The following is a 21165-nucleotide window of genomic DNA, read 5'->3' as shown; positions in this document are numbered from 1 at the left end:
GGCAGTGGTCGACCATCCGACGCGGGCCCGCGTCGCCGAGATCATGGTGGTCCGCGCGGACCCTTCGGGCGAGGTGCGCACGCGGGGAAGCGGTTATCTGGTCTCACCCGGCTGGGTGCTCACCGCGTGCCATGTCGTGCGCGGCGCGGTTTCGATAGCGGTGTGGCTCGGCGCCCCCGCGGCGTTGGTCGCCGAAGAAGGTGAGGCCGTCGAGGTAAAGCGGGTGCTGACGGTCCCGGACGCGGATCTGGCGCTGCTCCCTGTAAGGGGGCAGGCCGGCGAAACGGCAGCTGAGCCGGCGCTGTTCGGGAGGCTGAATCGCGACGCCGGGCCGCCGGTGCCCGCGGCGGCGGCCGGCTGCCCCCGCTTCACACTCCGCCCAGCCCCCGGCCGGGATGGCGTGCTGCTGCGAGAGCTGGCGTATGCCATCGGCGGCATCGCCGCGCTCTCGGACGCCAAGACCGGCCGGTTCGCGTTCGTGGTGGACGCGCCACCTGCCCCCGAATCCGGAACGGCCGGGCATTCCCCGTGGGAGGGAATGTCCGGTGCTGCTGTCTGGGCGGGCAACCGGCTGATCGGGGTGGTCGGCCAGCACCACCCGCGAGAGGGACTGGCTACGCTTACGTTCCGCCCCATCGAGCGGCTCTTCGGTCCCGCGCCAGAAGATCAGCTCGACGCGTGGCGCGCGGCACTGCCGCACCTGCCCGCCCACGGGAATGATCTGTGGCTGGCCACCCCGCCAACCCCGCGCAAGATTGACGTAGCGCGAGCGCGGTGGGCCGTGGAAGCCCTCGCACCTCGCGTACTGATCGGCCGCGGGGCGGAGCTTGCCGCCCTGGCGGATTTCACCGCCTCCGGAGCACGGTGGCGGTGGATTCAAGGGGACCCGTTCGCCGGCAAGACGGCCTTGCTCGCCTGGTTCGCGCTGCACCCGCCGGAACGCGTCGACGTGGTCGCCTGCTTCCTGCGCCGTGCCAGCGACGATGAGAACACGGCGGGGTACGCCCTGGATGTGCTCAGCCGCCAGCTGGCGCTGCTGGCGGACCGGGGCGGGTATACGCCCCCGTCGTACGTATCCGAGCGGAAGAACGACTTCGCCGATCTGCTGGAGGAGGCGGCCCGCGCCTGCGCCGAACGCGGTCGGGGTCTGCTCGTTCTGGTTGACGGCCTTGACGAGTACGACGCCGCGGCGGGCCTTGACCTAGTTGCCTGGCTACCCGATTCCAGGACACTCCCTGGCACGGCCTCGCTCCTGGTCGCGAGCCGCGCCGGCGTCAGTATTCGTTTTCCCGCCGCGCATCCGCTGCGCGATCAGGTGCGGCGCATCACCGCCTCCGAAGCCGCCACCGGGATCCGCCTGGCGGCGCAGGCAGAGCTTGGTCAGGTCCTACGGGTTCCCGGCGGTTTCCTCTTCCCCCTGGTGTCCAGTCTCGCGGCTGCCGGCAGCGGGCTCACGGCCAGTGAGCTGCAGGCCCTGCTGAAACGACGCGGCCGTGACCTCGATGTCAGCGAGATCGAAGCACTGCTGGGTAGCTCCCTGAACCGCAGCCTCACCTGCCTGCACGACCCGGACACCGAAGGCGAGCCGGTCTACGTGTTCGCGCACGAGACGCTGCTCGCCGAGGCGCGTGTCCGGTTCGGCGCCGATCGGGCAGCCTATGAGGATCTGATCGACGCGTGGGCTCGCGAATACGCGCAGCTTGCCTGGCCGCCCGACGCTCCGCGCTACCTGCTGCGTTCGTACACCCGCGAGCTGGGTCGGCGCGCCCAGGATCCCGGCAGCCGGGCCGACCGCCGTCAGGCGGCGGCTGAGCAGCTCTTTCGCTGCGCGCTCGATGCTGATCGGCGGCGGCGGCTCCGGGAACGCCTGGGCAATGACCTTGCTGCCCTGTCGGAACTTGACGAGGCCCAGCTGCTCAACCGCGTGATGGGTGGGGCCGATCTGGGCAGGGCGACGCGCCTTGCCCAGGCCAGGGACGCCCTGAGCGGCCGTGGCCCCGCCCCCTCGGCCGCGGCACTGACCGTATTGGCGGTACAGGACCGGCGTAGGGCGCTGGCCGTGGCCCTCGGCGCGGGCGACTGGGCTGTGGCGGTCGTTGCCGGTGAGCTCGTGCGGACAGCCCAGGACGATCTGGAGCAGGCCAGCACGGTCACCCACCTCATCGAGTCAGTCTCGGCCAGCGCTCCCGCGCTGTGCGAGCTGGCGTTGGCCCAGCAGGCCCGGGGACAACTGGCGGCGGCCGAGGAGTCGGCGGCGGCCGGCCTCGACGCCGCGCGCGCGGTCGCCGTTGTTGACGCGCGGGTGAGCTGCCTGCTTCAGGTGGCCGCGACGCTCGCGACGGTCGGCCTCGCGGCCGCGGCGGAAGAGGCGTGCGCCGACGCGATCGAGGCAGCGCGCCACATTCCGGACGATCGCTCGCGGGTCGTGTGCCTCCTGCGGATCGCCGGCGCACTGGCGTCGACGGGCGGCCCGAGCTCGGCGCGGTCGGTGATGGACGAAGCAGTCGCCCTTGCCCGCGGTGTCGAGGACCCCGCCCGACGCGCCGCCCTGCTCACGGCGATCGTCAGCTCCGACAGCGCTGGCCTGATCAGCCCGGACGACCACGACGGCCTGCTCCTGGACGCGGCCCGCGCCGCTGAGAACGTCACCTCCGTGGAGGGTCGGCCGCGCGCTCTCGCCTCCGTCGCGCTCGCCCAGGTCCGCCGCGGCGTCCCGTACGAGTCGTCGCTGGAGAAGGCGCTGGCACTCGCCGACGAGGTGGAGTATCCGAAATTTCACGCGGAGATCCTCCAGGACTGTGCGACGGTGCTTGCCGAGGCTGGCAGGCGCGAGCGGGCGGAAAAGCTGCTCGCGGAAGCCGTACGCGTCGCTGACAACTACTCGCTCCGGTGGGACGAGTACACCTGGTGGCGGCGCGCCGACACCCTGAGCAGCCTGGCTTGTGCCCAGGCGCGGCAGGGCTTTCATCAGTCGGCCCGGGACACGGTCACCGCCCATCTCGTGCACCAGAAACAGGACACGCTCGCCAGGATCGCGGACATCCAGATCGAGGCTGGTGCGCTTGCTGAGGCGGCGACCACGATCCAGTTGATGGCGGATCCAGACCTGCGGACTCCGAGCACCGGCCGGCTCGCCTGCGCGCGTGTGCAAGCTGGTGATCCGGCCGCGTCGTCCATGCTCGACGAGTTCGTCAGCCTGCTCACCGCGGCGAACGCCAGACGGAACGTTGGCGAAGGCCTCGGCTACGCGGCGCTAGCGGCGCACTATCTCGCTCGGGCGCAGACGGCACGCGAGCTGGCCGAGATGTCGCTGGCCACCAGGCGGCCGCTGGATCCGCTGGAACGTTCCGATGTCCTGCTGGGTGTGGGCCGTGCCTACGCCGCGGCAGGGAACAGAGAAAGGGCGGCGCGCCACCTCGAGGAGGCCCTGACGGCTGCCGAGAGTCCTGACGCGGGAGACGACCCAATCCGCAGGGAACGATTCGACAAGGCGATCGCGGCCGCCGCGGTCGCACTGGCCGAGATAGGCGAGTACGCGACGGCACTGGACGGCGTCGCTCGGCTGCGGAGCTCGATCTGGCCGGGGTGGCGGCAGAAGCCGGAGGCCTACACCGCCATCGCGGTCCTCCTGGCGCAGGCGGGTCGGACGACCGACGCGAGTTCCACCTTCGCGCTCGCGGTGACCATCGCCCTGCAGCGCTTCGAGCCATTCGAGGCGCACCGGACTGGCAGCGTCATCGCGTCCATCGCGCTCGCGCAGGCGCGCGTCGGCAGCGCTTCGGCCGCGTGGAGCACGGCGGAGGAACTACGAGAAGTCGAGCTGGCGGGAGGGTTCGGGATGGCTCTCGGCGCCGAACGCTGTCTCGCGAAGCTGGCCCAGTACTACGCCGCGGCCGGGCGCCACGACGACGCGAGAAAGACCTTCGAGCGCATACGCGACGACCGTATCCGCGGCGAGATCGAGCCGGATATCGGCGACGGTCTCGAGGCCGGGCCACGGAGCGCGGCACCGCCCACGAGGCAGACCGATCCGCTCGATGACTGGGAAACGCGAGCCAGGCAGACGCTCGACGAATGGGAGCCGAAGAGAATTACGCTCCACCCCGGATCGGGCTTCGGCGAGGCCGTCCTGGAACTGGCGGAGACAGCCAGGCTCCAGAACCACCCCAGCCTGGCAGTCAGGCTGGTCGCCGTCGCCTTCGCCCTCCTGCCGTGCCACCAGGTCCTGGCGGCGGCGTGCGCCGTCGAGCCCGCACTGAGCACTGTCCTGGAGGAACTCGAGCCCTGGTGACGCCGCCCTGGGGTCACGGACTCACGTATCGAACATATGTTTGATACCCTGGCCGGGTGGCTGGCACCCCGTTTCAGGCGTCACTCCTGGACACGGCGACGTCGGTGGAGATCGGCCCCGTGGCGGCCGGGCTGTCACGGCGCCCGCTGGCCGGCGGCGCCTGGGTCGATGTCCGGCGGCGCTGGGTGACGGGGGCGGACTCCCTGTTCGAACGCCTGCGCGCCGAGGTCCCGTGGCGGGCCGAACGGCGGCCGATGTACGACCGGACGGTCGACATCCCGCGGCTGCTGTCCTTCTACCCGGCGGACGAGCCACTGCCCGACGAGGCCCTCTACGAGGCGAGGCGGGCGCTCGACGAGCACTACGCCGCCGAGCTCGGCGAGCCGTTCACCACCGTCGGCCTGGCCTTCTACCGGGACCGCCGCGACAGCGTCGCCTGGCACGGCGACCGCCTGGGCCGCGGCTCCACCCACGACACCATGGTCGCGATCCTCGTGCTCGGCGCCCCGCGAACGCTGCTCCTACGCCCACGGCCAGGCACTCCCCCGGCCCAGGCCAGTTCCCGCTCCGCCCCCGGCCTCCCCCCGGTCGCCAGCCTGTTCACCGACGGCGGCGCCGGAGGTGCGACCGCCACGATCCGGTTCGAGCTGGGCCACGGCGACCTGCTCGTGATGGGTGGCTCCTGCCAACGGACCTGGGAGCATGCCGTCCCCAAGACCGCCCGCCCCGTCGGCCCCCGTATAAGCGTCCAGTTCCGCCCCCACAACGTCCGCTAGCGCCGCCTCCGACAAGGTCCGCCCGTCGCCTTGATCGTTGCCTTCGCCCTCTGGTGGCTACGAAACAGACCCGGTAGCGACCACCGGAGGGCCAAAACGGCGATCATGAGGGCACTCGGGAACATCGGGCATGAGACTGGCCGGGCCTCATTCAGCTGGGCGAATTACCACGGAATGGGGCCGGTGCGGCTGATGAAAGGTGCCAGCCCGGTCGTGGCGGTGCAGGCCTCGACGATCGCGTCGGATCCCTCGGTCACGGTCTGGAAACCGGAGAAGCCGTTCAGGTCGGTGGCCGTGTAGCCGGGGTCGACGACCGTCACCTGGATGTCGGGCAGCGACTTCGCGTACATCGTGGCGACCATGTTCAGGGCGGCCTTCGACGACGGGTAGACCAGGCCGTGCAGCGTCGACTCCAGGCGGTCCGGGTCGTTGGTGATCCCGAAGGAACCCATCCCGCTGGACACCATCACCAGCCGGGGCGCGGCCGACTCACGCAGCAGCGGCAGGAACGTGTGGGTCATCCGGACCGGGCCGAGCAGGTTCACGCCGAACACCCCGAGGAAGTCGGCGGGCACGGTCTCGGTCGGCGCCTTGCGGGGTCCGGCGATGCCGGCGTTGTTGACGAGCACGTCAAGGCCGGTGCCGGTGGCGCGGACGGTCTCCAGCGCCGCCTCGACCGAGTCATCGCGGGTCACGTCCAACGGGAGCACCCGGACGTCGGCGCCGGGCTGCTCGGCGGTGATCTCTGCCGCCGCCGTCTTGCCGCGGTCGACCTCCCGGGCGCCAAGCCAGACCGTCCAGCCGAGCGCGGCCAGGCGGCGGGCGGATTCGAGGCCGAGGCCCTTGTTGGCCCCGGTGATCAATACGGTTGTCATGGCCCAAGCCTGCGCCCGGGACCGCGGGCGGCGGGAGGACCAGCCGATCGTGGGACTGTCAGTCCCACCCAGCACGGGGCGCGAGGCGGGCTCATCCGGTCCCGATGCGCGCATGCTGGACAGGTGAGCATCGATCGCGCGGGCTTGGCGGCAGCCGTCCGCCGCGGCAGGGAACGGGTCCGGCCGGAGGAGGCCGGGCTGCCCGCGGGCCCGCGGGGCAACCGGCGGGTGCCGGGCCTGCGCCGGGAGGAGCTGGCGTTGCTCGCCGGGATCAGCGTCGACTACGTCGTCCGGCTGGAGCAGGGCCGCGGACCACGGCCGTCGACGCAGGTTCTGGCGGCGATCGCCCGGGCGTTGCGGCTCGACACCGCTGGCCGCGACGAGCTGTTCCATCTGGCCGGCGGGGCACCGCCCGCTCCGGGGATGATCGAGCTGCATGTGCGGCCGAGCGTGCTGCGCCTCATCGACCGGTTCGTCGATCTGCCCACGATGGTCGTCAGCGCCAAGGGCGACGTGCTCGCCTGGAACGCGATGGCCAGCGCGCTGCTCGGGGACTGGTCGACGGTTCCCGTCGAGCGCCGCAACATCAACCTGATGCGTTTCCTGCCCGACCCGGCGCGGGACGGCGTCCGCCACCAGGTCGGCGCGACCGGGCTGGAGCGGGCGGCGACCGCGGCGCAGGCGGCCGCCGCCCTGCGCTCGACGGCCGCGCGCTACCCGCGCGACCAGGGCCTCGCGGCGCTGCTCGCCGGCCTCATCGCCGGCTCGGCCGAGTTCCGCCGGCTGTGGGAGAGCGAACCCGCGGGCGGCTGGCGCAGCGCCCGCAAGACCGTCGAGCATCCGTCGCTCGGCGCGCTCACCCTGGACTGCGACACCCTGCACGTGCCCGACGTCGACCAGGCTGTGATCGTCTACTCCGCCCCGCCCGGCACCCGCGAGGCCGAGGCCCTCGCGCTGCTGCGGGTACTCGGCACGCAGGACCTCGCCGCCGACCAGACACCGGCGGCAGGCTCCCGCAGCGTCTGACGCCCAGCGGCGGCACCCTGACCGCAGCCGGACGACCGACCGCCGTACCCGCCCGCCGCCCGTCATGACGCGTCCGCGAGGCTCGCGAGCGCGGCCTCGGCGCAGGCGCGGTGGACGTCGGCGAGGCCGCGCTGGTCGGCGAAGCTCGCCGCGTGGTTCCGGTGATCCGGGACCGCCAGCCGCCCGGACCGCGCGTAGACCGCGGCGGGACGCAGCAGATAGTTGCTCGTCAGGACCGACGCGCCCTGGGCCAGGGCGAACTCGACGACCCGCAAGAGCTTGTCGTGCCGCCGGGAGATCCGCGAGAGGCTGGGCACGGCGAGCACCTCGTCGCGCCCCTCCGCCAGGTCGGTCAGCCGCGCGACGAGCCGAGCCCCGAAACGCGGGTCCAGCCCCGAACCGGCCAACGGACCAGGACCAGCCTGTTCGGGTCCCTCCGGGCCGGCCGAGACCCGTTGGCGCGGGACGTTCGCGCCGCGGTGCGCGGCGATCTCGCCCGGTCCGGGCAGCCGCGGTGTGGGCAGCGGGCCGGGACCGTAGTCGACCTTGTACGTGGCGCTTCCGCCGCCGCGGACGAGGACCTGGAACAGCGTGTCGGTCCCATGGACGCACACACCGGCAAGACCTTGCGAGTCTCAGACCCTCAGCGCTGCGCGCTGACCTTCGCTCATACGGGGGTTCTGTACTACCGGGCTGACTCGTTCGGGCAAGGCTACTACGGGGAGCAGGACTGCCCGCCGGTCCGGATCCACTGGCAGACGTTCGAGGCGATCGAGCGTCGTGGCTGGGTGGTCCGTGAGCCTGCGGGGGACCTGAGTCTTCGTAACAGCACTGTGACCATCCTTGCCTACGTCCTGACCGACGAGGGCCGCGCGGCCCTGGGTGTCGAGCTGGACGAGGCCCCCGACGAGGCCGGGCAGGACGAGGCTCCGGACTCTGTCGACGTTGCCGACGTCTGGGTTGGTATGGCTACGGCGCGGGGTTGGGTCGACTACGTTTCCCGGTTCGAGGATGGCGCGGTCATCGTCTACTTCCGGCCGTTTGACCGTTCGGCGATGACGTGTAGTGCGTGGCCGCCCGGGGAGCGGCTGACGCTCGTTCCCTGCCCGCACGTGCGGGGTTGGTCCAATCCTGCCGAGTGCGCGAAGTGCGGCGCGGCCATCGCGGAGGACCACGACAGCGCCGGACGCCGGGCGCTGAGCGGCATGGGTGGCGGGGGTGCGGCGTGAATTCGAGTATCACGCTATGGGCGGACACGCCGGACACGTACAGTTCTGGCGTGAGTCGTAAGCTCCGCACGATCGGCTACCGCCGGATCTCCGATGACCGTGAGGGGCTGGAGGCGGGGGTCACTCGGCAGGACGAGGACATCCGGGAGCTTGCCGCGCGGCGGGACGACATCCGGCTGATTGATGTCCTGACCGACAATGACCTGTCGGCGACGAGGGACTACCGGCCGCAGTTCGAGCACATCCTAGAGATGGCCGCCGCTGGCGAGATCGACGCGGTGGTTGCTTGGACGTCGAACCGCTTTTTCCGGTCCTCGAAGGATCGCTTTCGCGTTCTTGACCTGTTTGAGGCCAAGGGCATTCGTATCATTCCCGTCCGGGGTTCGGAGGCCGACCCGACGACGGCGGACGGCTATCTCATGGTCGATCTCATGGGGGCGATCGACCGGGCGGAGTCCAAGCGGACGGCGGAGCGGGTGTCTCGGTCCGCGAAGCAACGCGCGGAGCAGGGCCGCAACCACGGCGGTAGGCGCGCGTACGGCTACGGGCCGGTCATCGCCATCGACCACAACGGCAAGGCGGTGCGGGACTTCCACGCGCTCGTTCCCGACGAGGCGGACGTGATCCGGGGTATCGCCGCCGACGTGTTGGAGGGGAAGCCTCTCGGGGCCATCGCGCGTGCGTTGAACGCTGCGGGCGTCGGGACCGTGACGAAGAAGCATGCCGTGCGCTGTCCGAACAATGTGAAGGGCCGCAAGAGCTATACCGACTGTGGATGCCCGTTCCATTTGTGGGGCGCGGTCACGCTTAAAGAGATGATGGTCAACCCGCGTCTGATCGGTATGCGGGGCTACAAGACCAAGGCGACCCGGCGGGACACGGGAACGATCGCGGTCATGGGTCCGGCGCGCTGGCCCGCGATCCTCGACGTCGATACGTGGGAGCAGATTAGGGCGATCCTGACCGACGCGGTTCGGCGGACCAGCACCGGCACAGAGGTGCGGCGGCTGCTGGCGGGTTTCCTCTACTGCGCAGCCTGCGGTTACAAGATGACCAACAACGGCCGGGCCCCCCGGATGTACTGCCACCGCAGGAAAGGCACATGTCCCGCCCCCGTCAGGATCGGGGAACCGTACCTGATCAAGGTAGTCGGCCGGGCCGTGCGCAACCGTCTGGACGGGCTGGAGCTACGGCCCGCCGAGACCGCCGATCCCGGGTCTGGCGAGCTGGCCACGCTGGAGCTGCGCAAGAAGGCTCTCGCGGACCGGTGGGCGTCGGGCGAGATCGAAGAGGACGACTACGAGACGCGCCTACGTGCGATCACCAGCAAGATCCGCGAAGCGCAGACACGGGTGCGCACCAGCACGCGGCGCCGCGCCGCGCTGCCCGTGAACGGCGCCGCCGGGTGGGACGACTTGGGCGACGACCTCGCCGCGAAGCGAGTCATCCTCACGCACCTGATCGACGGCGTGATCATCGGTGGGGACGGGACCGTGGACGGCGACACCGTACGGCGCATGCGGATCGTCTGGCGCGATCTCAACGACCCCCGCTAGACCGCGCAGCCGCGTCGCCGTCGGTGTAGCGGCCCGGGGCGGGTGTAGCGGCAGCGCTACACCCTCCGCTACCCGCCGCACCCACCGTGAGCAGCACCGACGCAGACGTGTAGCGCGTAGCGCCTCATGGCGCGGCGACCCGCGATCGGCCCCGTAGCGACATCCCGGGGCTTCCGGTGCCGCTACCCGCTACATCCCCGTTGGCCGTGACCGCGTCGCGGCCGTGCAGCGTCCCGCCCGTTGGGCGGGATCGGCGCACCACACGAAGCGCCGCTGATTTCAGGCGGCCCCGAACCGGCGTTCCCGCGCCGGGCCGGGGCCTTGGCCCCCATCCCCTGCACACACAGGAGACGACGACCCATGGCAAGTGTCCCGCGCCCCGACGGCCCGCCGCAGGGCAACCCCCGCGCCTACGTCACCGCGACCGACGACCGCCACACCCTGACCGTCCTACCCGGCGCCGAGCCCGACGACGTGGCCACCGCGCTGGAGAGCATCCCGCCCGCGTCGTTCCTCACCTTCGACCGCTCACCGCTCGACCGCGACGGAGTGGCGCTGCAATTCCGGGCGCAGCCCGACGAGGCGACCGCGGTGACCGATCCGCCGACGGTGCCCGCGCCCGCCTGGACGCCCACGGTTGCCCCGGACGTGCACGTCCCGTCGGGTGTGCTCGGGGACGCTCGGTGGCGCCATGACCGGGCGGCCGTGCCTGCGTGGTGGACCACGATCTACGGGACGATCGTCGCGGGACCGTGGGCCGACCGTTACGACGCCACCGACGTCGGGGCCGGCGACCCCGACGCCCGCGCCGCCTACGGCGTCGCCCAACCCGACGCCACCGTCGCCACCCGCCACGCGCCCGATCAGATCGCGTGGGACCGCCACCTAGCCGCCCAGACCGGCCGGCTACGCGACCACCACGGCGGCCCCCTCGCCGCTTTCAGCGACGACCTGTCGCGACTGGCATTCCAGGTGGGCGCCGCGCTCGTCGCGGCCGGCATCCCGCTCGCCGACCTCAGCGGGATCGCCCCACACGGCGGGGCGCTCGTCGTCCCCGCCCGCCGGGGCTCACCCGCCGGGGTCGCGCTCGACTGGCTCACCGACCCACACCGGCCCGCGCTCGACAGCTACGGCGACCACGCGAGCGTGCTACCCGACGTCATGGGCTACGCCCTCGCGTCGCTACTCGGCACGCTCGGATTCCGCGTCGGACGCGGCAAGGGGACACGCTCCCATCTCGTCACGGCCGCCCCGACACCCTGACCCACCGGCACGGCCCGTGCGGGCCCCCGACCCGAACCCGAGCCGGGGGCCCGCACGGGGTGGCTGGGGGCCGTCCTACTCGTGCGTTAAGGCCGGATGTGCATCTCGGCGGCCAAGGCTGCGAGGCCGCTTGCACGGGCGCGCCGGGTACTCACGACGTCGAGAAGATCATGAACCTGCCGCCGCGCGGAGCGCTGCTGGACCAACCATTCGGACGACGTGCCGTGAACACCCCTAATAGTGTCCAGCGCTCCCGCGTATTCCCCGGTGGCTATTTGAGCCTCGGAAACGTTAAGCAGGTGCCTTAGGTATTGCTCACCCTGGATCACGGGTACGCCGTCCCTGGCGAGAGCTAGTGCCCTTTCGTGGTCACCGAGCATGACGGCGTTTTCAACGGTGGCGGTCGCGAGCCTGTGAGGCCCGAAGCTCATCCAATAGACCCCGTGCCGCTGTAGGTCGTTCCCCATTCGTTCGGATGCCAATCGGGCTAGGGCTAGGTGTTCGTCCGCCCGTTGTGGTTTGTTGTTCCGGGCGGCGCCGGTGGAAGCGCGTACTAGCGCCCTGCCCCACGCGGCTAGCTCGTCCGGATTTGACCGGCCGAACCTCGGTTCGATGTCGTCGGCGAGGCGTAGCGACATGGATTCGACGTCATCAAAACGGGCCTGCCGTACGAATATCCAGGCTAGCGAGTCGATTGCGGACGAGTAGAGAACCCTGTCGCCGTTGGCCTCGGTAATTCCTACCGCACGCCGGATAGCTTCACCTGCCAAGTCCTCATGCCGAACGTGGGTAAGTACTTGACCGGCCAGGATATAGAGCGTCGCTAGATCGCTCTTGTCTCCCTCGGAACCATCACCGCGAGCCAGTAGATCGGGCAGGATCGCCAGTAGCGGACTGATTTTCGACCGACTGTAGAGCCGGACACAGTCAATGACGGCCTGTCGAAGCTCCGTTCCTGACATGGGCGTGACACTCGGTGCAGGATATGCGGGAACTAGGACACGCCGCATGGCGAGCAAACTAGCGGAATCCCCGTTGTCGTCAGGATCCAGCTCGACGCCGTTACCGAGCAAATCGGACGTGCGGACGTCCAGCGCCCGCGCGAGAGCGTGAAGGGTTGAGATTCGGGCACCCGTGCGGATCTTGGTCTCTAGCTTCTTGATCGTGTCGAGATGTACGCCGGACCGCTCGGCTAGCTCGTCCTGGGTCATCCCACGGCGGTGCCGTATCTGCTTGATCCGGTCGCCTAGCTCCATGTCCGACATACCCGCACCTTCCGACACACCAAGCGTACTGGCCCCAGCACAGGGTGGACGTCGTGTCCTCCCTCGGGTGGCCGCACGGACGACAGCAGATCACAGGGGGCGCTAGAACGCCTTCTACCGGCCGCACGACCGGGTCAGGCTGCACTTAGGCCCCCGGACCGGACCAAGTGCCATCGCTGGCTGTCCTCCCGGCCCGGGGAGCCCGTCAAATGCCGGTGCGAGCGGAGGCGTGTGATCGTGAGGAACGACGTCAGGGGAGATCGTCGCTGGTGCCTGCGGGCGGGCGGCCCGACGTCGGGCATGATCGGCACGTGGTGGAGAGCGGAAATCGGCCCGGGAGACGAGACACGATGCGGAAAGTGGTGGCGGTGGCGTGGCGGACTATTCGCGGCCCGGCTCAATGGTGGGTCTTGTGGGCGGTCCACTCCAAATTTATGGTCGGCGTCACGGGCATCGTGGCGGATAGCGATGGGCGGATTCTCCTGCTTCGTCACCGGCTCTGGCCGGAGGGGCGACAGTGGGGCCTTCCGACGGGATACGCAAAGTCCGGCGAGCGTTTCGAGGACACGATTGTTCGCGAGGTTCGCGAGGAAACCGGGTTGGACGTCGCGGTCTCTGAAATGGTCCATCTGAAAAGTGGTTACAAGTTGCGGGTAGAGGTGGCCTACGCGGCGACGTTTACTGGTGGCGAACTCAAGGTCAATGCACTGGAGATCCTGGAGGCACGGTGGTTTCCGCCCGACCAACTACCGGAGGGGATCCACGAGTCACATCGCGCGTTGATCCAGTCCGAGAGTTAAGCCGGATCCCGGCATCGTCGCTGGCGCCGAACGAGCAGTTAGCGGGCAGCCTCGCGGACCGTGCCGACGCTAGCCTTTTCCTAGCCGCAGCGCGGGCAACGGTCGCACTGGATCGCGACCATCCGGCGCACCCGGACATTGGTTTCCTGACGCTTGATGAACTGCTGCGCTCGGTTGCCGGGCCGGTTCGCGAGATCTTCCGGGTAGGAACGGCGCTGGCGTCGGCCCGCTACGGCCAGCTTGGGCTTCACGGGATGTTGCCGCCTGATCGGGTCTGGGTCGGAGTCCGCTCGAACTCCGTGGAAAGGTACGGGGGGTTCCATCACGTAGACCAGGGATACCGGCATGAGCAGATGGGCGCGATCGTCACACGACACGGCCACCTGAACCAATCTCAGCCCGCGACCCCCTACGCTCTTGTCGCTCTGGATCTCCTCCGTTCCTATCTCCACGACTCGTTGCACTACGGCGCTTTCCGCGAGTACGTAATCCATAACGCCAGGATCTTCCGTGCTCGCTACGGCATTAACCGCCGTGAACCCGGGGGAAGCCCGTACTCACCGCTCGATCGCCCGGACGCGGAATCGACGCGCAACCTGGGGATAATCACGGAAGGGGCGACCGACCGCGAGGCGCGGATTGTCGCGCGCCATACCGCCAAGGCTCTAGGACTACGCGAACCGTCCGACGGTTCGGAACGAGTCATGTTCCGCGACACAATAGGCCGACTGAGCGACGCGGACCGGGATTTCCTCGCGGGACTACCGTCGCCGGACGATTTTCGGCGAGCCGACATAGAGCGCTACATCGCTGCCATGGCTGCCTACCACCGGCAGGTGAGCGCACGCTATGCCACCTTTCTTGGCGAGATAGGCGGCATCGAAAGCGAGGAACTGCACGTCTTGATTGTCGCGGCGACGGTCAGCGGCAACGCCGCTGAACTAAATCGGTGGCTCGACCTGCGCCACGGCACGGGCGCATTCGAGCGACTTTTCCGCCGACCGAAATAGCGCGAGGGAATCGCAGCACCGACCCGATTCATACGGCCTACCGGCAGACGAGCGGAACGGACGCGACATGATCGTGAGGTACGAACTCGACGGGGGCGGCGATACGTTCGCGACGGTTCCCGCGCGGCTCGCGGAACGGATCGGCGACGTAACCGAAATGGCCCGGGGCCTGTTGGTCGCGATCCCGGGCGCGGCCCGTATCCAGATCTGGTCGGACGGACGCTCGTTCAGCGACGAGCCGGACGCGGACGCTCGCGCGCCGCTGGCCGACCCTCCAATTCCTGGCAATCTGGTGTTGGACGTGGCTACGGCCGTCATCGTGCTCGCGGATATCGGTCACACCATCCCGACCGGCCCGCCCGCGTGGCTGAGACGAGAACGGGGCGGCACTGCGCCCGCCCCTGAAGTCCCGCAGGGGCGGGCCACGCGCGGGCCGCTACCTCCGGTGTAGGCCGTGAAAGAGGACCCCTGTGCGGACTTCCCGCGCTACGCACCCGTGGTGGATAGGGACAGCCGTCTCCCGCCGATGGCACGGGAACGGGAGCACTTCCTGATCACTGCGCACTACGAGCAGGCCCGGCGCGCACTGCCGCCCGTGGCGCGCGAGCGAGACGGTACGCCCGCGCCCTATCGGTCACCGTTCGGGGAGATCAACCAATTCATGTATCGCGAAGAGGCACCCCCAGACGAGTAAAGGCTTGAACCTGCCCGGCCGTTGTTCGCCACAGCGGTTAGGGCTTCCCGGTAACGGCGGACTCGAATTCGTCCGTATGCCGGAAGGGCACCCCGGGGCGATGTCCTCCCTGACCGACCGCCCCGGGGTGCCGCATTCTTTTTGCCAGTTCAACCAGGGGGATCGGGGGAACGACGTTGTTGGCTGAACTAGTGAAGGCGCTCCCTCATCTGCGGGTACAGGTCAGCTTCCGTCACACTGGCTACCCCGGTGAGATCACGTCGATTGCGCCACCCGGTGTGCGACTTCCTCGCGACGAGATCATTCCTGTTGCTGACGTCGAGGGCATGCGGGCGCGGGCCATGGTCACGAGTGGTCCCGACGAGGATGGCGTTTACACGCTCGGCGTTGTGGTCGGGAGCTACAAGCCGCCCCACAGTTTTGAGGAACTGTGCATGCTGTACTACGAGGATCCCGCTTTCCGACGCCGGGTAGATGAGCAGGTAGCCCGACTTCAAGCGGAGGCCACACGTGGCCTGGCAGGTGTCCGGCTCCCTTTCGCGGGTGATACCGGAATGTCTATCCCAGCGGCTGAACGCTAGCAGTTGCAAGCAGCCTGCAAGCAGGCTCGCACCATGATCGATCCCGCGGGATGCTTGCTGTTGCAAGCGGGCTGCAAGCGCAGGTCACAGGTTCGCGGTGGGGACACACGAGGCCCTCCGCTGCACGGCGTTGGTGGGCCACGCGGTGGAGGGCCTCACGTGTTCAGGAGCGGTCCCGCCTCGGGGTGCTGCCTTTTGCAAGCGGTCTGCTAGCGCTGGTCAGGTCATGGATCCTGGTTTCGCGGGTTGCGGTGTCGCGGTGGAGAGTCGGGGGGTTGGGAGCGTGGGGCGGGTGCTCATGGTGCGTAGCGCGGCGCGTATCTGGGGGTCGCGTGCTGCGGCACGGAAGGCGCTGAGCGGTGGCGGTAGGCGCAACGCCAAGAACCGTGCGGGGAGCGTCGCGTTGGGGTCGGAGCGTTCGGCGATGGCGAGTGTGAGTGCGTCGAGTACGTGGCGTTCGTATTCGCGTGAGAACTGGTCGGGGCCGACGCGGTAGAGGTGCCCGGCGATGGTGCGGCGTTCGGTGAGGTTGGCGCGGGGAGGTTGGCCGATGCCGAGCAGGATCGTCGCGGCCTCGGAGTGGGTGGCGGGTAGCGCGCTGATCGCGTCTCGGACTTTGGCCCACGCGGTGGGGGCGGCTTCCAGGGTGTGCCGGCCGGTGAGGAGCGCTAGGAGGTTGGGAGCGACGCGGGCGAGGCCGGAGGGGCTGGGGTCGTCTGCGCGGATGAGGGCGTGTAGGTCGGCTTGGATGCGGCGGGTGATGAGAGTGATCATGGGGGGTCTTCCTTGCGCGCGGGGTAGGGCGTCGGGGGTTGGTCCGTGCTGGGCTGGTTGAGGCATCGTCGCTGACGTAGTCATGGCTGTATAGGCGTTTCAGCATTGGTTGTGTTCGTTCGCCTGTGTTTGGCGCGGTTCGGCCACGGTCGGGGCCGTGGTGGCGTGACCCCGCCGCACCCATCGCGCCGCCCCGTCCCGCCCCGGCCACCGGGGCGGCCGGGCCCCCCCCCCGGGGGGGGGGGGGGGCCGGGGGGGGGGTCGTCGGTCGGCCGGAGCGCGTTGGCCCGGCGGACCGACCTGGACTCAGAGCTGGCCCGAGCTGGCCCGAGCTGGTCAGAGCACCACGGGCAGCTTGTGGTAACCGCGAATCGTGGCCGTGTGGATGAGCTCCGCACCGGACAGGTCGAGGTCCCACTTCGGGAAGCGGTCCAGGATCTCCTCCAGCGCGATCCGGCCCTCGATGCGGGCCAGCGCGGCGCCGAAGCAGTAGTGGACGCCCTTGCCGAACGTCATGTGGGCGTCCATCTTCCGGCGGATGTCGAACGTGTCCGGGTCCGGGAAGGCGGCCGGGTCGCGGTTGGCCGCGCCGGTCAGCAGGGTGACGATCTTCCCGCCGTCCACCGTCTGCCCGTGCAGCTCGACGGGCTTGTTCGTCACCCGCACCTGGATCGGCGACGGCACCTCGTAACGGAGCGTCTCCTCGACCGTCTTGTTGATGAGGGACTTGTCCGCCACCACGAGGGCGCGCTGGTCGGGGTTGTCGGCGAGCGTCTTGCCGAGCCAGCCGATCAGCCGTGCCGTGGTCTCGACGCCCGCGGCGTAGAGCATGCCGACGTAGTTGAGAATCTCCGCGTCGGACAGGCCGCGCTGCTCACCGGTGAGGACGTCCTTGAACCGGGCCTCGATCAGCGTGGTCAGGAAGTCGTCGGCGGGATTGCCCTTCTTGAACTTCAGGAAGGGCGCGTACGGCTCGCCGATGCTGGGTAGCCGCTGCTCTTCCTGCGGCTTCTCCTCCTTGAGCCGGGCGGATTCCTCCACCTGGTCGCGCAGGGTCAGCAGATACTCGTCGGGAATGCCGACCAGTGCGCCGATGACCCGCATCGGAAGCTGGCTGGCGAAGTCCTGCATCAGGTCGAACCGGCCGCTGCCGACCAGCGGGTCGAGGTACTCGGCGCACAGCTCGCGGATGCGGTCCTCCAGCACGAGCACCCGCTTCGGGGTGACCGCCCGGCTCAGGATCAGCCGGTGCATGTCGTGCTCGGGCGGGTCCTCGGCGATGAACAGGCCGGGCGGGGTGGGAATCCCCGCCTTGACCATCTCCATGAGGATGCCCTTGGACGACGTGTACGTCTGCCAGTCGACCGAGATCGCCTCGACGTCGGCGTAGCGCGAGACCGCGTAGAAGTCGTAGCGCTCGTTGTAGTACAACGGCGCCTCTTCGCGCATGCGCTTCCAGACGGGGTACGGGTTCTCGTCGATCGCGAAGTCGTACGGGTCGTAGTAGATCTCCGTGGCGGCGCTCACGTGGAGTTCCTCTCAACAAGTACACGTGCGGATAACACTGCTGCTCCCGGGGCGCCGGGACCCTTGGTGCTGACGGTCATGCCGGCTCGCACAGCGCCTTGACCTGGAGGTACTCCTCGAAGCCGATCTGGCCCATCTCGCGCCCGATGCCGCTCTGCTTGTAACCGCCGAACGGGACGTCCGAGCCGTAGTAGATGCCGCCGTCGACGATCATCGTGCCGGCGCGTACCTTGCGGGCCACCCGCTTGGACTTCTCGTGGTCGCCGGAGAACACGGCGCCGGAAAGCCCGAAGATGGTGTTGTTCGCGATCCGGACCGCGTCGTCCTCGTCCTCGAACGCCTGGATGACGAGAACGGGGCCGAAGACCTCGTTCTGGACGATCTCCGCGTCCTCCGGCAGGTCGGCGAACAGCGTCGGCTCGAAGTAGTAGCCGGTCTCCAGCTGCGGTGGGCGCCGGCCGCCGAGGATCGGGGTGCCGCCGGCGGCGACCGCCCGGTCGACCATGGCCTCGACCCTGTCCCGGTGCCTGCCGCTGTTCAGCGGGCCCATCACGTTGTTCGGGTCGAGCGGGTCGCCGTACGGCATCGCCGAGAGCATCGCGGAGGCGATCTGCACGCCCTGCTCGAAGATGGACCGCGGCAGCAGCAGGCGCGACAGCGTGGCGCAGCCCTGGCCGCCGTGCAGGCAGACCATGAAGGTCGACATGCCGATCCCCTGCTGCAGGTTGGCGTCCTCGAAGACGATGTTCGGGGACTTGCCGCCCAGCTCCAGGAAGCACTTCTTCACGGTCTGGGCGCCGAGCTCCATGATCCGGCGGCCCACGGCGGTCGAGCCGGTGAAGCTGATCAGGTCGACCCGCGGGTCGGTGATCAGCTCCTCGCCCCGGTCGTTGGCCGAGCTGGTGATGACGTTGAAGACGCCGGCCGGGATGTCCGTGTACTCGGCGACGAGCTTGCCCAGGGCGCTCACGCACCACGGCGTGGTCGGCGGCCCCTTGAGGATCACCGTGTTCCCGGCGGCCAGCGCCGGCGCCACCTTCGCCAGCGCGACCTGGAGCGGCTGGTTCCACGGGACGATCGCGCCGACGACCCCGTAGGGCTCCCGCTCGGTCCAGCGGTGCGCGCCGAAGCCCTCGATGCTGCCGAGCCCCAGGTCCTGGCTGAACTCGTACGTCTCCAGCAGGTCGGTCACCCAGCCGACGTTCTCGACCGGCATGTCGAAGGTCGAGCCGACCATCTTGGTGGGCAGGCCCACCTCGGCGGTCATCATCGCCTTGAACGGCTCCGCGTGCTTGGACAGCGCCTCGTGCAGCTGACGCAGACAGCGCACCCGCAGGGCGACGTCCGTGCTCCAGCTGGTCTCGTCGAAGGCCTTGCGGGCCGCGGCGATGGCCGCGTTGATGTCGCCCGTCGAGGCATCAGCCGCGACGCCGATCGACTGTTCGGTCGCCGGGTTGATGTTCTCGTAGGTGGCGCCACCCTCGGCATCGACGAGCTGACCGTCGATGAGCAGCTTGGCGACGTTCAGTCCCGCGAAAGTCATGTAGTTCCTCCGTCAGGTGATGGCAGGTGCTGGTCGCGAGTGATCGCCGAGACCGCCCATTCGGACTGGGTCTTGGTCGCGGATGAGGGCGGGCTCTGGCAGTCGGGCATCGAGACGGCACGGCCCTTGCCGACCTGAGCGGACCAGGTGACCGTCTCGCCGTCATACACGCAGGTCAGGCCCGCGCGCGAGCCGTCGAACGTGCTGGTTCTGGGCGAGTCCAGCAGGCTCCAGCCCACCTGGCGCGCGACCTCGCCCTCCAGTGCCTGCGCCTGCGGGCCGTCGAGGCCCGAGCAGCCGCGGTAGTAGCCGGCGACGGCGTCGAAGTCGCCCTTGCGGCGCAGCACGGTCTCGACGAGCTCGACGTCGCCGTAGGCCCAGGACGTGCCCTCCGGCAGCAGCAGGAAGGTCGCGGCAAACCGGTGGCCGCCCATGTGGCTGGTCCGCCAGATCGTCACGCCGTCGGGCGCGGCGACGGCGCCGAGCCGGGCCGTGAGCCCGGCGCCCATCCGGCCGCAGCAGCTGTCCCGGGTGCCGTGGCCGCAGACCAGGACGTCGACCCCCGGCGCTTCGAGGCCTGACGGCCCCGGCTCGGCGGCTGCCGCGAGCAGCTCCGCGACGGCCTCGGGCAGCGACGCGCCGACCGGGCGCTCGAACCGGCGGTAGCCGGCGAACCACTGCTGGCCCGGCGTCCGCGCGTGCAGGATCACCCGTCGCTCGGCGGGCGGCGCCGCAGGGTCCGACGGGACGACGGCCTGCAGCCGGTAGCCGGTCGAGGCCAGCAGCGGCGCGAGAGCGGCGGCCTCGGGGGTCTCGCCGACGTCGCGCGGCCAGGGCAGCGGGAGCTCGACGAGCAGGTAGCCCGGGTAGGTCCCCGCGGTCCCGGCCGGGGACAGCGAGGTGACCCGGGACCACTCGCTGCAGCGAATCCTCGCGTCAAGGTCGACTTCGGTGGCCTCAGCGTTCAACGTGTTCTCCATGGCGCTAACCGACCGGGTCGGGGGCCGCGGCGAAGGCACGCAGCGCCGGGAGCACGGGCGGGCTGGTCCGCCAGTCCGGGACGCCGTCCTCGGCCGGCGTCGCGACCGGGAAACCGCCCTGGTGGACCCAGGCCCAGTGGGCGTGGTTCAGCTCGTGCAGCGTGAAGCAGGCGTTCAGCGCGTTGTAGAAGCCCTGGTTGTCGACGGTCTGGTTGACCGACTCCTTGATCATCAGGGCCGCCATCGTGGGCATGCCCGCGATGCGCCGGGCCAGAGCCACGGCACTGTCGGCCAGCTCGTCCGCCGGGAAGACCTTGGAGACCATGCCGAGCCGGTGGGCCTCGTCCGCGTCGATGGAGTCGCCGGTCAGCAGCAGCTCCTTGGCCTTGCGCGGGCCGAACTCCCACGGGTGCGCGAAGTACTCCATCCCGCACATGCCGAGCCGGGTCCCGACCATGTCGGCGAAGGTCGTCCCCTCGGCCGCGACGATCAGGTCACACGCCCACATCAGCATGAGGCCGGCGGCGTAGACCTGGCCGTGCACCGCCGCGATGGTGATCTTGCGGAGGTTGCGCCACCGGCGGGTGTTCTCGAAGAAGTGGTGCCACTCCTGCAGCATCAGCTTCTCCGCGCCCTGCCGGGTCGCGCCGTTGACGGTCGCCGACGGGTGCTGGTTCGGCCCTGGCGCGTGGTCCGCCCGGCCTTCCTTCGAGCCCATGTCGTGGCCCGTCGAGAACATCGGGCCGTGGCCGCCGAGGATCACGACTCGGACCGTGTCGTCCGCCTCGGCCCGCAGGAACGCCTCGCCCAGCTCCACCAGGAGCCCCCGGCTCTGGGCGTTCCTCGTCTCGGGGCGGTTGAGCATGATCCGCACGATCGTCCCGTCGTCCAGGGACTCGTACGTGATGTACCGGTACTTCGAGTCGATCATCAGCGCCTTTCCACCCTGACCTGGACCCTCGCGCCCGCTCGGCG

At 69.8% G+C, this 21165-nt stretch carries 18 protein-coding genes; 9 read left to right on the top strand and 9 right to left on the bottom strand.

Going from position 1 to position 21165, the window contains the following annotated elements:
• The first annotated feature begins 4 nt into the window (after positions 1-4).
• On the top strand, positions 5-4291 hold the full coding sequence (locus I6A60_RS13605) for a trypsin-like peptidase domain-containing protein (protein WP_203024875.1): 4287 nt from the start codon (positions 5-7) through the stop codon (positions 4289-4291).
• Positions 4292-4347: 56 nt separating this feature from the next.
• Complete coding sequence (locus tag I6A60_RS13600; protein WP_203024876.1) at positions 4348-5067, top strand: alpha-ketoglutarate-dependent dioxygenase AlkB; 720 nt, start codon at positions 4348-4350, stop codon at positions 5065-5067.
• A gap of 164 nt (positions 5068-5231) precedes the next feature.
• Here I6A60_RS13600 and I6A60_RS13595 read toward each other — a convergent pair whose 3' ends face one another.
• The gene (locus I6A60_RS13595) at positions 5232-5942 is read right to left on the bottom strand and encodes an SDR family NAD(P)-dependent oxidoreductase (RefSeq protein WP_203024877.1); all 711 of its coding nucleotides are present in this window, start codon (positions 5940-5942) and stop codon (positions 5232-5234) included.
• Between the two features lie 123 nt (positions 5943-6065).
• On the opposite strand from I6A60_RS13595, the gene I6A60_RS13590 reads away from it, so the two are divergent.
• Positions 6066-6968 carry a helix-turn-helix domain-containing protein gene (locus I6A60_RS13590; RefSeq protein ID WP_203024878.1) on the top strand — a complete coding sequence of 301 codons (903 nt, stop codon included), beginning with the start codon at positions 6066-6068 and terminating at the stop codon, positions 6966-6968.
• Between the two features lie 62 nt (positions 6969-7030).
• Here I6A60_RS13590 and I6A60_RS13585 read toward each other — a convergent pair whose 3' ends face one another.
• Complete coding sequence (locus tag I6A60_RS13585; RefSeq protein ID WP_203024879.1) at positions 7031-7582, bottom strand: recombinase family protein; 552 nt, start codon at positions 7580-7582, stop codon at positions 7031-7033.
• Between I6A60_RS13585 and I6A60_RS13580 the strand changes: the two genes are divergently transcribed.
• The 3 genes from I6A60_RS13580 (at position 7571) to I6A60_RS13570 (ending at position 11016) form a co-directional block, all read left to right on the top strand.
• On the top strand, positions 7571-8197 hold the full coding sequence (locus tag I6A60_RS13580; RefSeq protein WP_203024880.1) for a hypothetical protein: 627 nt from the start codon (positions 7571-7573) through the stop codon (positions 8195-8197). The genes I6A60_RS13585 and I6A60_RS13580 overlap by 12 nt on opposite strands.
• Before the next feature lie 50 nt (positions 8198-8247).
• Positions 8248-9753, top strand: a complete 1506-nt coding sequence (locus I6A60_RS13575) for a recombinase family protein (protein ID WP_307873667.1) — start codon at positions 8248-8250, stop codon at positions 9751-9753.
• A gap of 360 nt (positions 9754-10113) precedes the next feature.
• Positions 10114-11016, top strand: a complete 903-nt coding sequence (locus I6A60_RS13570; RefSeq protein WP_203024882.1) for a hypothetical protein — start codon at positions 10114-10116, stop codon at positions 11014-11016.
• Between the two features lie 86 nt (positions 11017-11102).
• Here I6A60_RS13570 and I6A60_RS13565 read toward each other — a convergent pair whose 3' ends face one another.
• The gene (locus I6A60_RS13565; RefSeq protein WP_203024883.1) at positions 11103-12281 is read right to left on the bottom strand and encodes a helix-turn-helix domain-containing protein; all 1179 of its coding nucleotides are present in this window, start codon (positions 12279-12281) and stop codon (positions 11103-11105) included.
• A gap of 350 nt (positions 12282-12631) precedes the next feature.
• Here I6A60_RS13565 and I6A60_RS13560 point away from each other — a divergent pair, with 350 nt between their 5' ends.
• Positions 12632-13081 (top strand): NUDIX domain-containing protein, encoded by a 450-nt coding sequence (locus tag I6A60_RS13560; RefSeq protein ID WP_203024884.1) that lies wholly within the window; start codon positions 12632-12634, stop codon positions 13079-13081.
• A gap of 80 nt (positions 13082-13161) precedes the next feature.
• On the opposite strand, the gene I6A60_RS13555 is transcribed toward I6A60_RS13560, so the two are convergent.
• Positions 13162-13332, bottom strand: coding sequence for a hypothetical protein (locus I6A60_RS13555; protein WP_203024885.1), 171 nt, complete (start codon positions 13330-13332; stop codon positions 13162-13164).
• A gap of 102 nt (positions 13333-13434) precedes the next feature.
• Here I6A60_RS13555 and I6A60_RS13550 point away from each other — a divergent pair, with 102 nt between their 5' ends.
• Complete coding sequence (locus I6A60_RS13550; protein ID WP_203024886.1) at positions 13435-14091, top strand: hypothetical protein; 657 nt, start codon at positions 13435-13437, stop codon at positions 14089-14091.
• Positions 14092-14158: 67 nt separating this feature from the next.
• Positions 14159-14542, top strand: a complete 384-nt coding sequence (locus tag I6A60_RS13545; protein WP_203024887.1) for a hypothetical protein — start codon at positions 14159-14161, stop codon at positions 14540-14542.
• Between the two features lie 1043 nt (positions 14543-15585).
• Here the strand turns inward: I6A60_RS13545 and I6A60_RS13540 are convergent.
• From I6A60_RS13540 to I6A60_RS13520, 5 genes are all read right to left on the bottom strand, one after another.
• Entirely contained in the window at positions 15586-16140 is a 555-nt protein-coding gene (locus I6A60_RS13540) for a hypothetical protein (RefSeq protein ID WP_203024888.1), read from the bottom strand.
• A gap of 336 nt (positions 16141-16476) precedes the next feature.
• Positions 16477-17667 (bottom strand): cytochrome P450, encoded by a 1191-nt coding sequence (locus I6A60_RS13535; protein WP_203022882.1) that lies wholly within the window; start codon positions 17665-17667, stop codon positions 16477-16479.
• 76 nt (positions 17668-17743) lie between these two features.
• Positions 17744-19210 carry an aldehyde dehydrogenase family protein gene (locus I6A60_RS13530; RefSeq protein ID WP_203022883.1) on the bottom strand — a complete coding sequence of 489 codons (1467 nt, stop codon included), beginning with the start codon at positions 19208-19210 and terminating at the stop codon, positions 17744-17746.
• The gene (locus tag I6A60_RS13525) at positions 19207-20190 is read right to left on the bottom strand and encodes a sucrase ferredoxin (protein ID WP_203022884.1); all 984 of its coding nucleotides are present in this window, start codon (positions 20188-20190) and stop codon (positions 19207-19209) included. Before I6A60_RS13525 ends, I6A60_RS13530 begins: the two co-directional genes overlap by 4 nt.
• Positions 20191-20194: 4 nt before the next feature.
• On the bottom strand, positions 20195-21121 hold the full coding sequence (locus tag I6A60_RS13520; protein ID WP_203022885.1) for an enoyl-CoA hydratase: 927 nt from the start codon (positions 21119-21121) through the stop codon (positions 20195-20197).
• Positions 21122-21165 lie beyond the last annotated feature (44 nt).

This window comes from Frankia sp. AgB1.9, assembly GCF_016786355.1.
GTDB lineage: Bacteria > Actinomycetota > Actinomycetes > Frankiales > Frankiaceae > Pseudofrankia.
The sequence above is the reverse complement of the archived record's forward strand: the minus strand, read 5'-3'. Positions and strand labels throughout refer to the sequence as shown.

Excerpts from the sequence above, each read along its gene's own strand:
- I6A60_RS13525 (WP_203022884.1), bottom strand. The coding sequence starts at position 20,190 with ATGGAGAACACGTTGAACGCTGAGGCCACCGAAGTCGACCTTGACGCG.
- I6A60_RS13565 (WP_203024883.1), bottom strand. The coding sequence starts at position 12,281 with ATGTCGGACATGGAGCTAGGCGACCGGATCAAGCAGATACGGCACCGC.
- I6A60_RS13570 (WP_203024882.1), top strand. The coding sequence starts at position 10,114 with ATGGCAAGTGTCCCGCGCCCCGACGGCCCGCCGCAGGGCAACCCCCGC.
- I6A60_RS13550 (WP_203024886.1), top strand. The coding sequence starts at position 13,435 with ATGGGCGCGATCGTCACACGACACGGCCACCTGAACCAATCTCAGCCC.
- I6A60_RS13560 (WP_203024884.1), top strand. The coding sequence starts at position 12,632 with ATGCGGAAAGTGGTGGCGGTGGCGTGGCGGACTATTCGCGGCCCGGCT.
- I6A60_RS13580 (WP_203024880.1), top strand. The coding sequence starts at position 7,571 with ATGGACGCACACACCGGCAAGACCTTGCGAGTCTCAGACCCTCAGCGC.
- I6A60_RS13540 (WP_203024888.1), bottom strand. The coding sequence starts at position 16,140 with ATGATCACTCTCATCACCCGCCGCATCCAAGCCGACCTACACGCCCTC.
- I6A60_RS13545 (WP_203024887.1), top strand. The coding sequence starts at position 14,159 with ATGATCGTGAGGTACGAACTCGACGGGGGCGGCGATACGTTCGCGACG.
- I6A60_RS13520 (WP_203022885.1), bottom strand. The coding sequence starts at position 21,121 with ATGATCGACTCGAAGTACCGGTACATCACGTACGAGTCCCTGGACGAC.
- I6A60_RS13595 (WP_203024877.1), bottom strand. The coding sequence starts at position 5,942 with ATGACAACCGTATTGATCACCGGGGCCAACAAGGGCCTCGGCCTCGAA.
- I6A60_RS13530 (WP_203022883.1), bottom strand. The coding sequence starts at position 19,210 with ATGACTTTCGCGGGACTGAACGTCGCCAAGCTGCTCATCGACGGTCAG.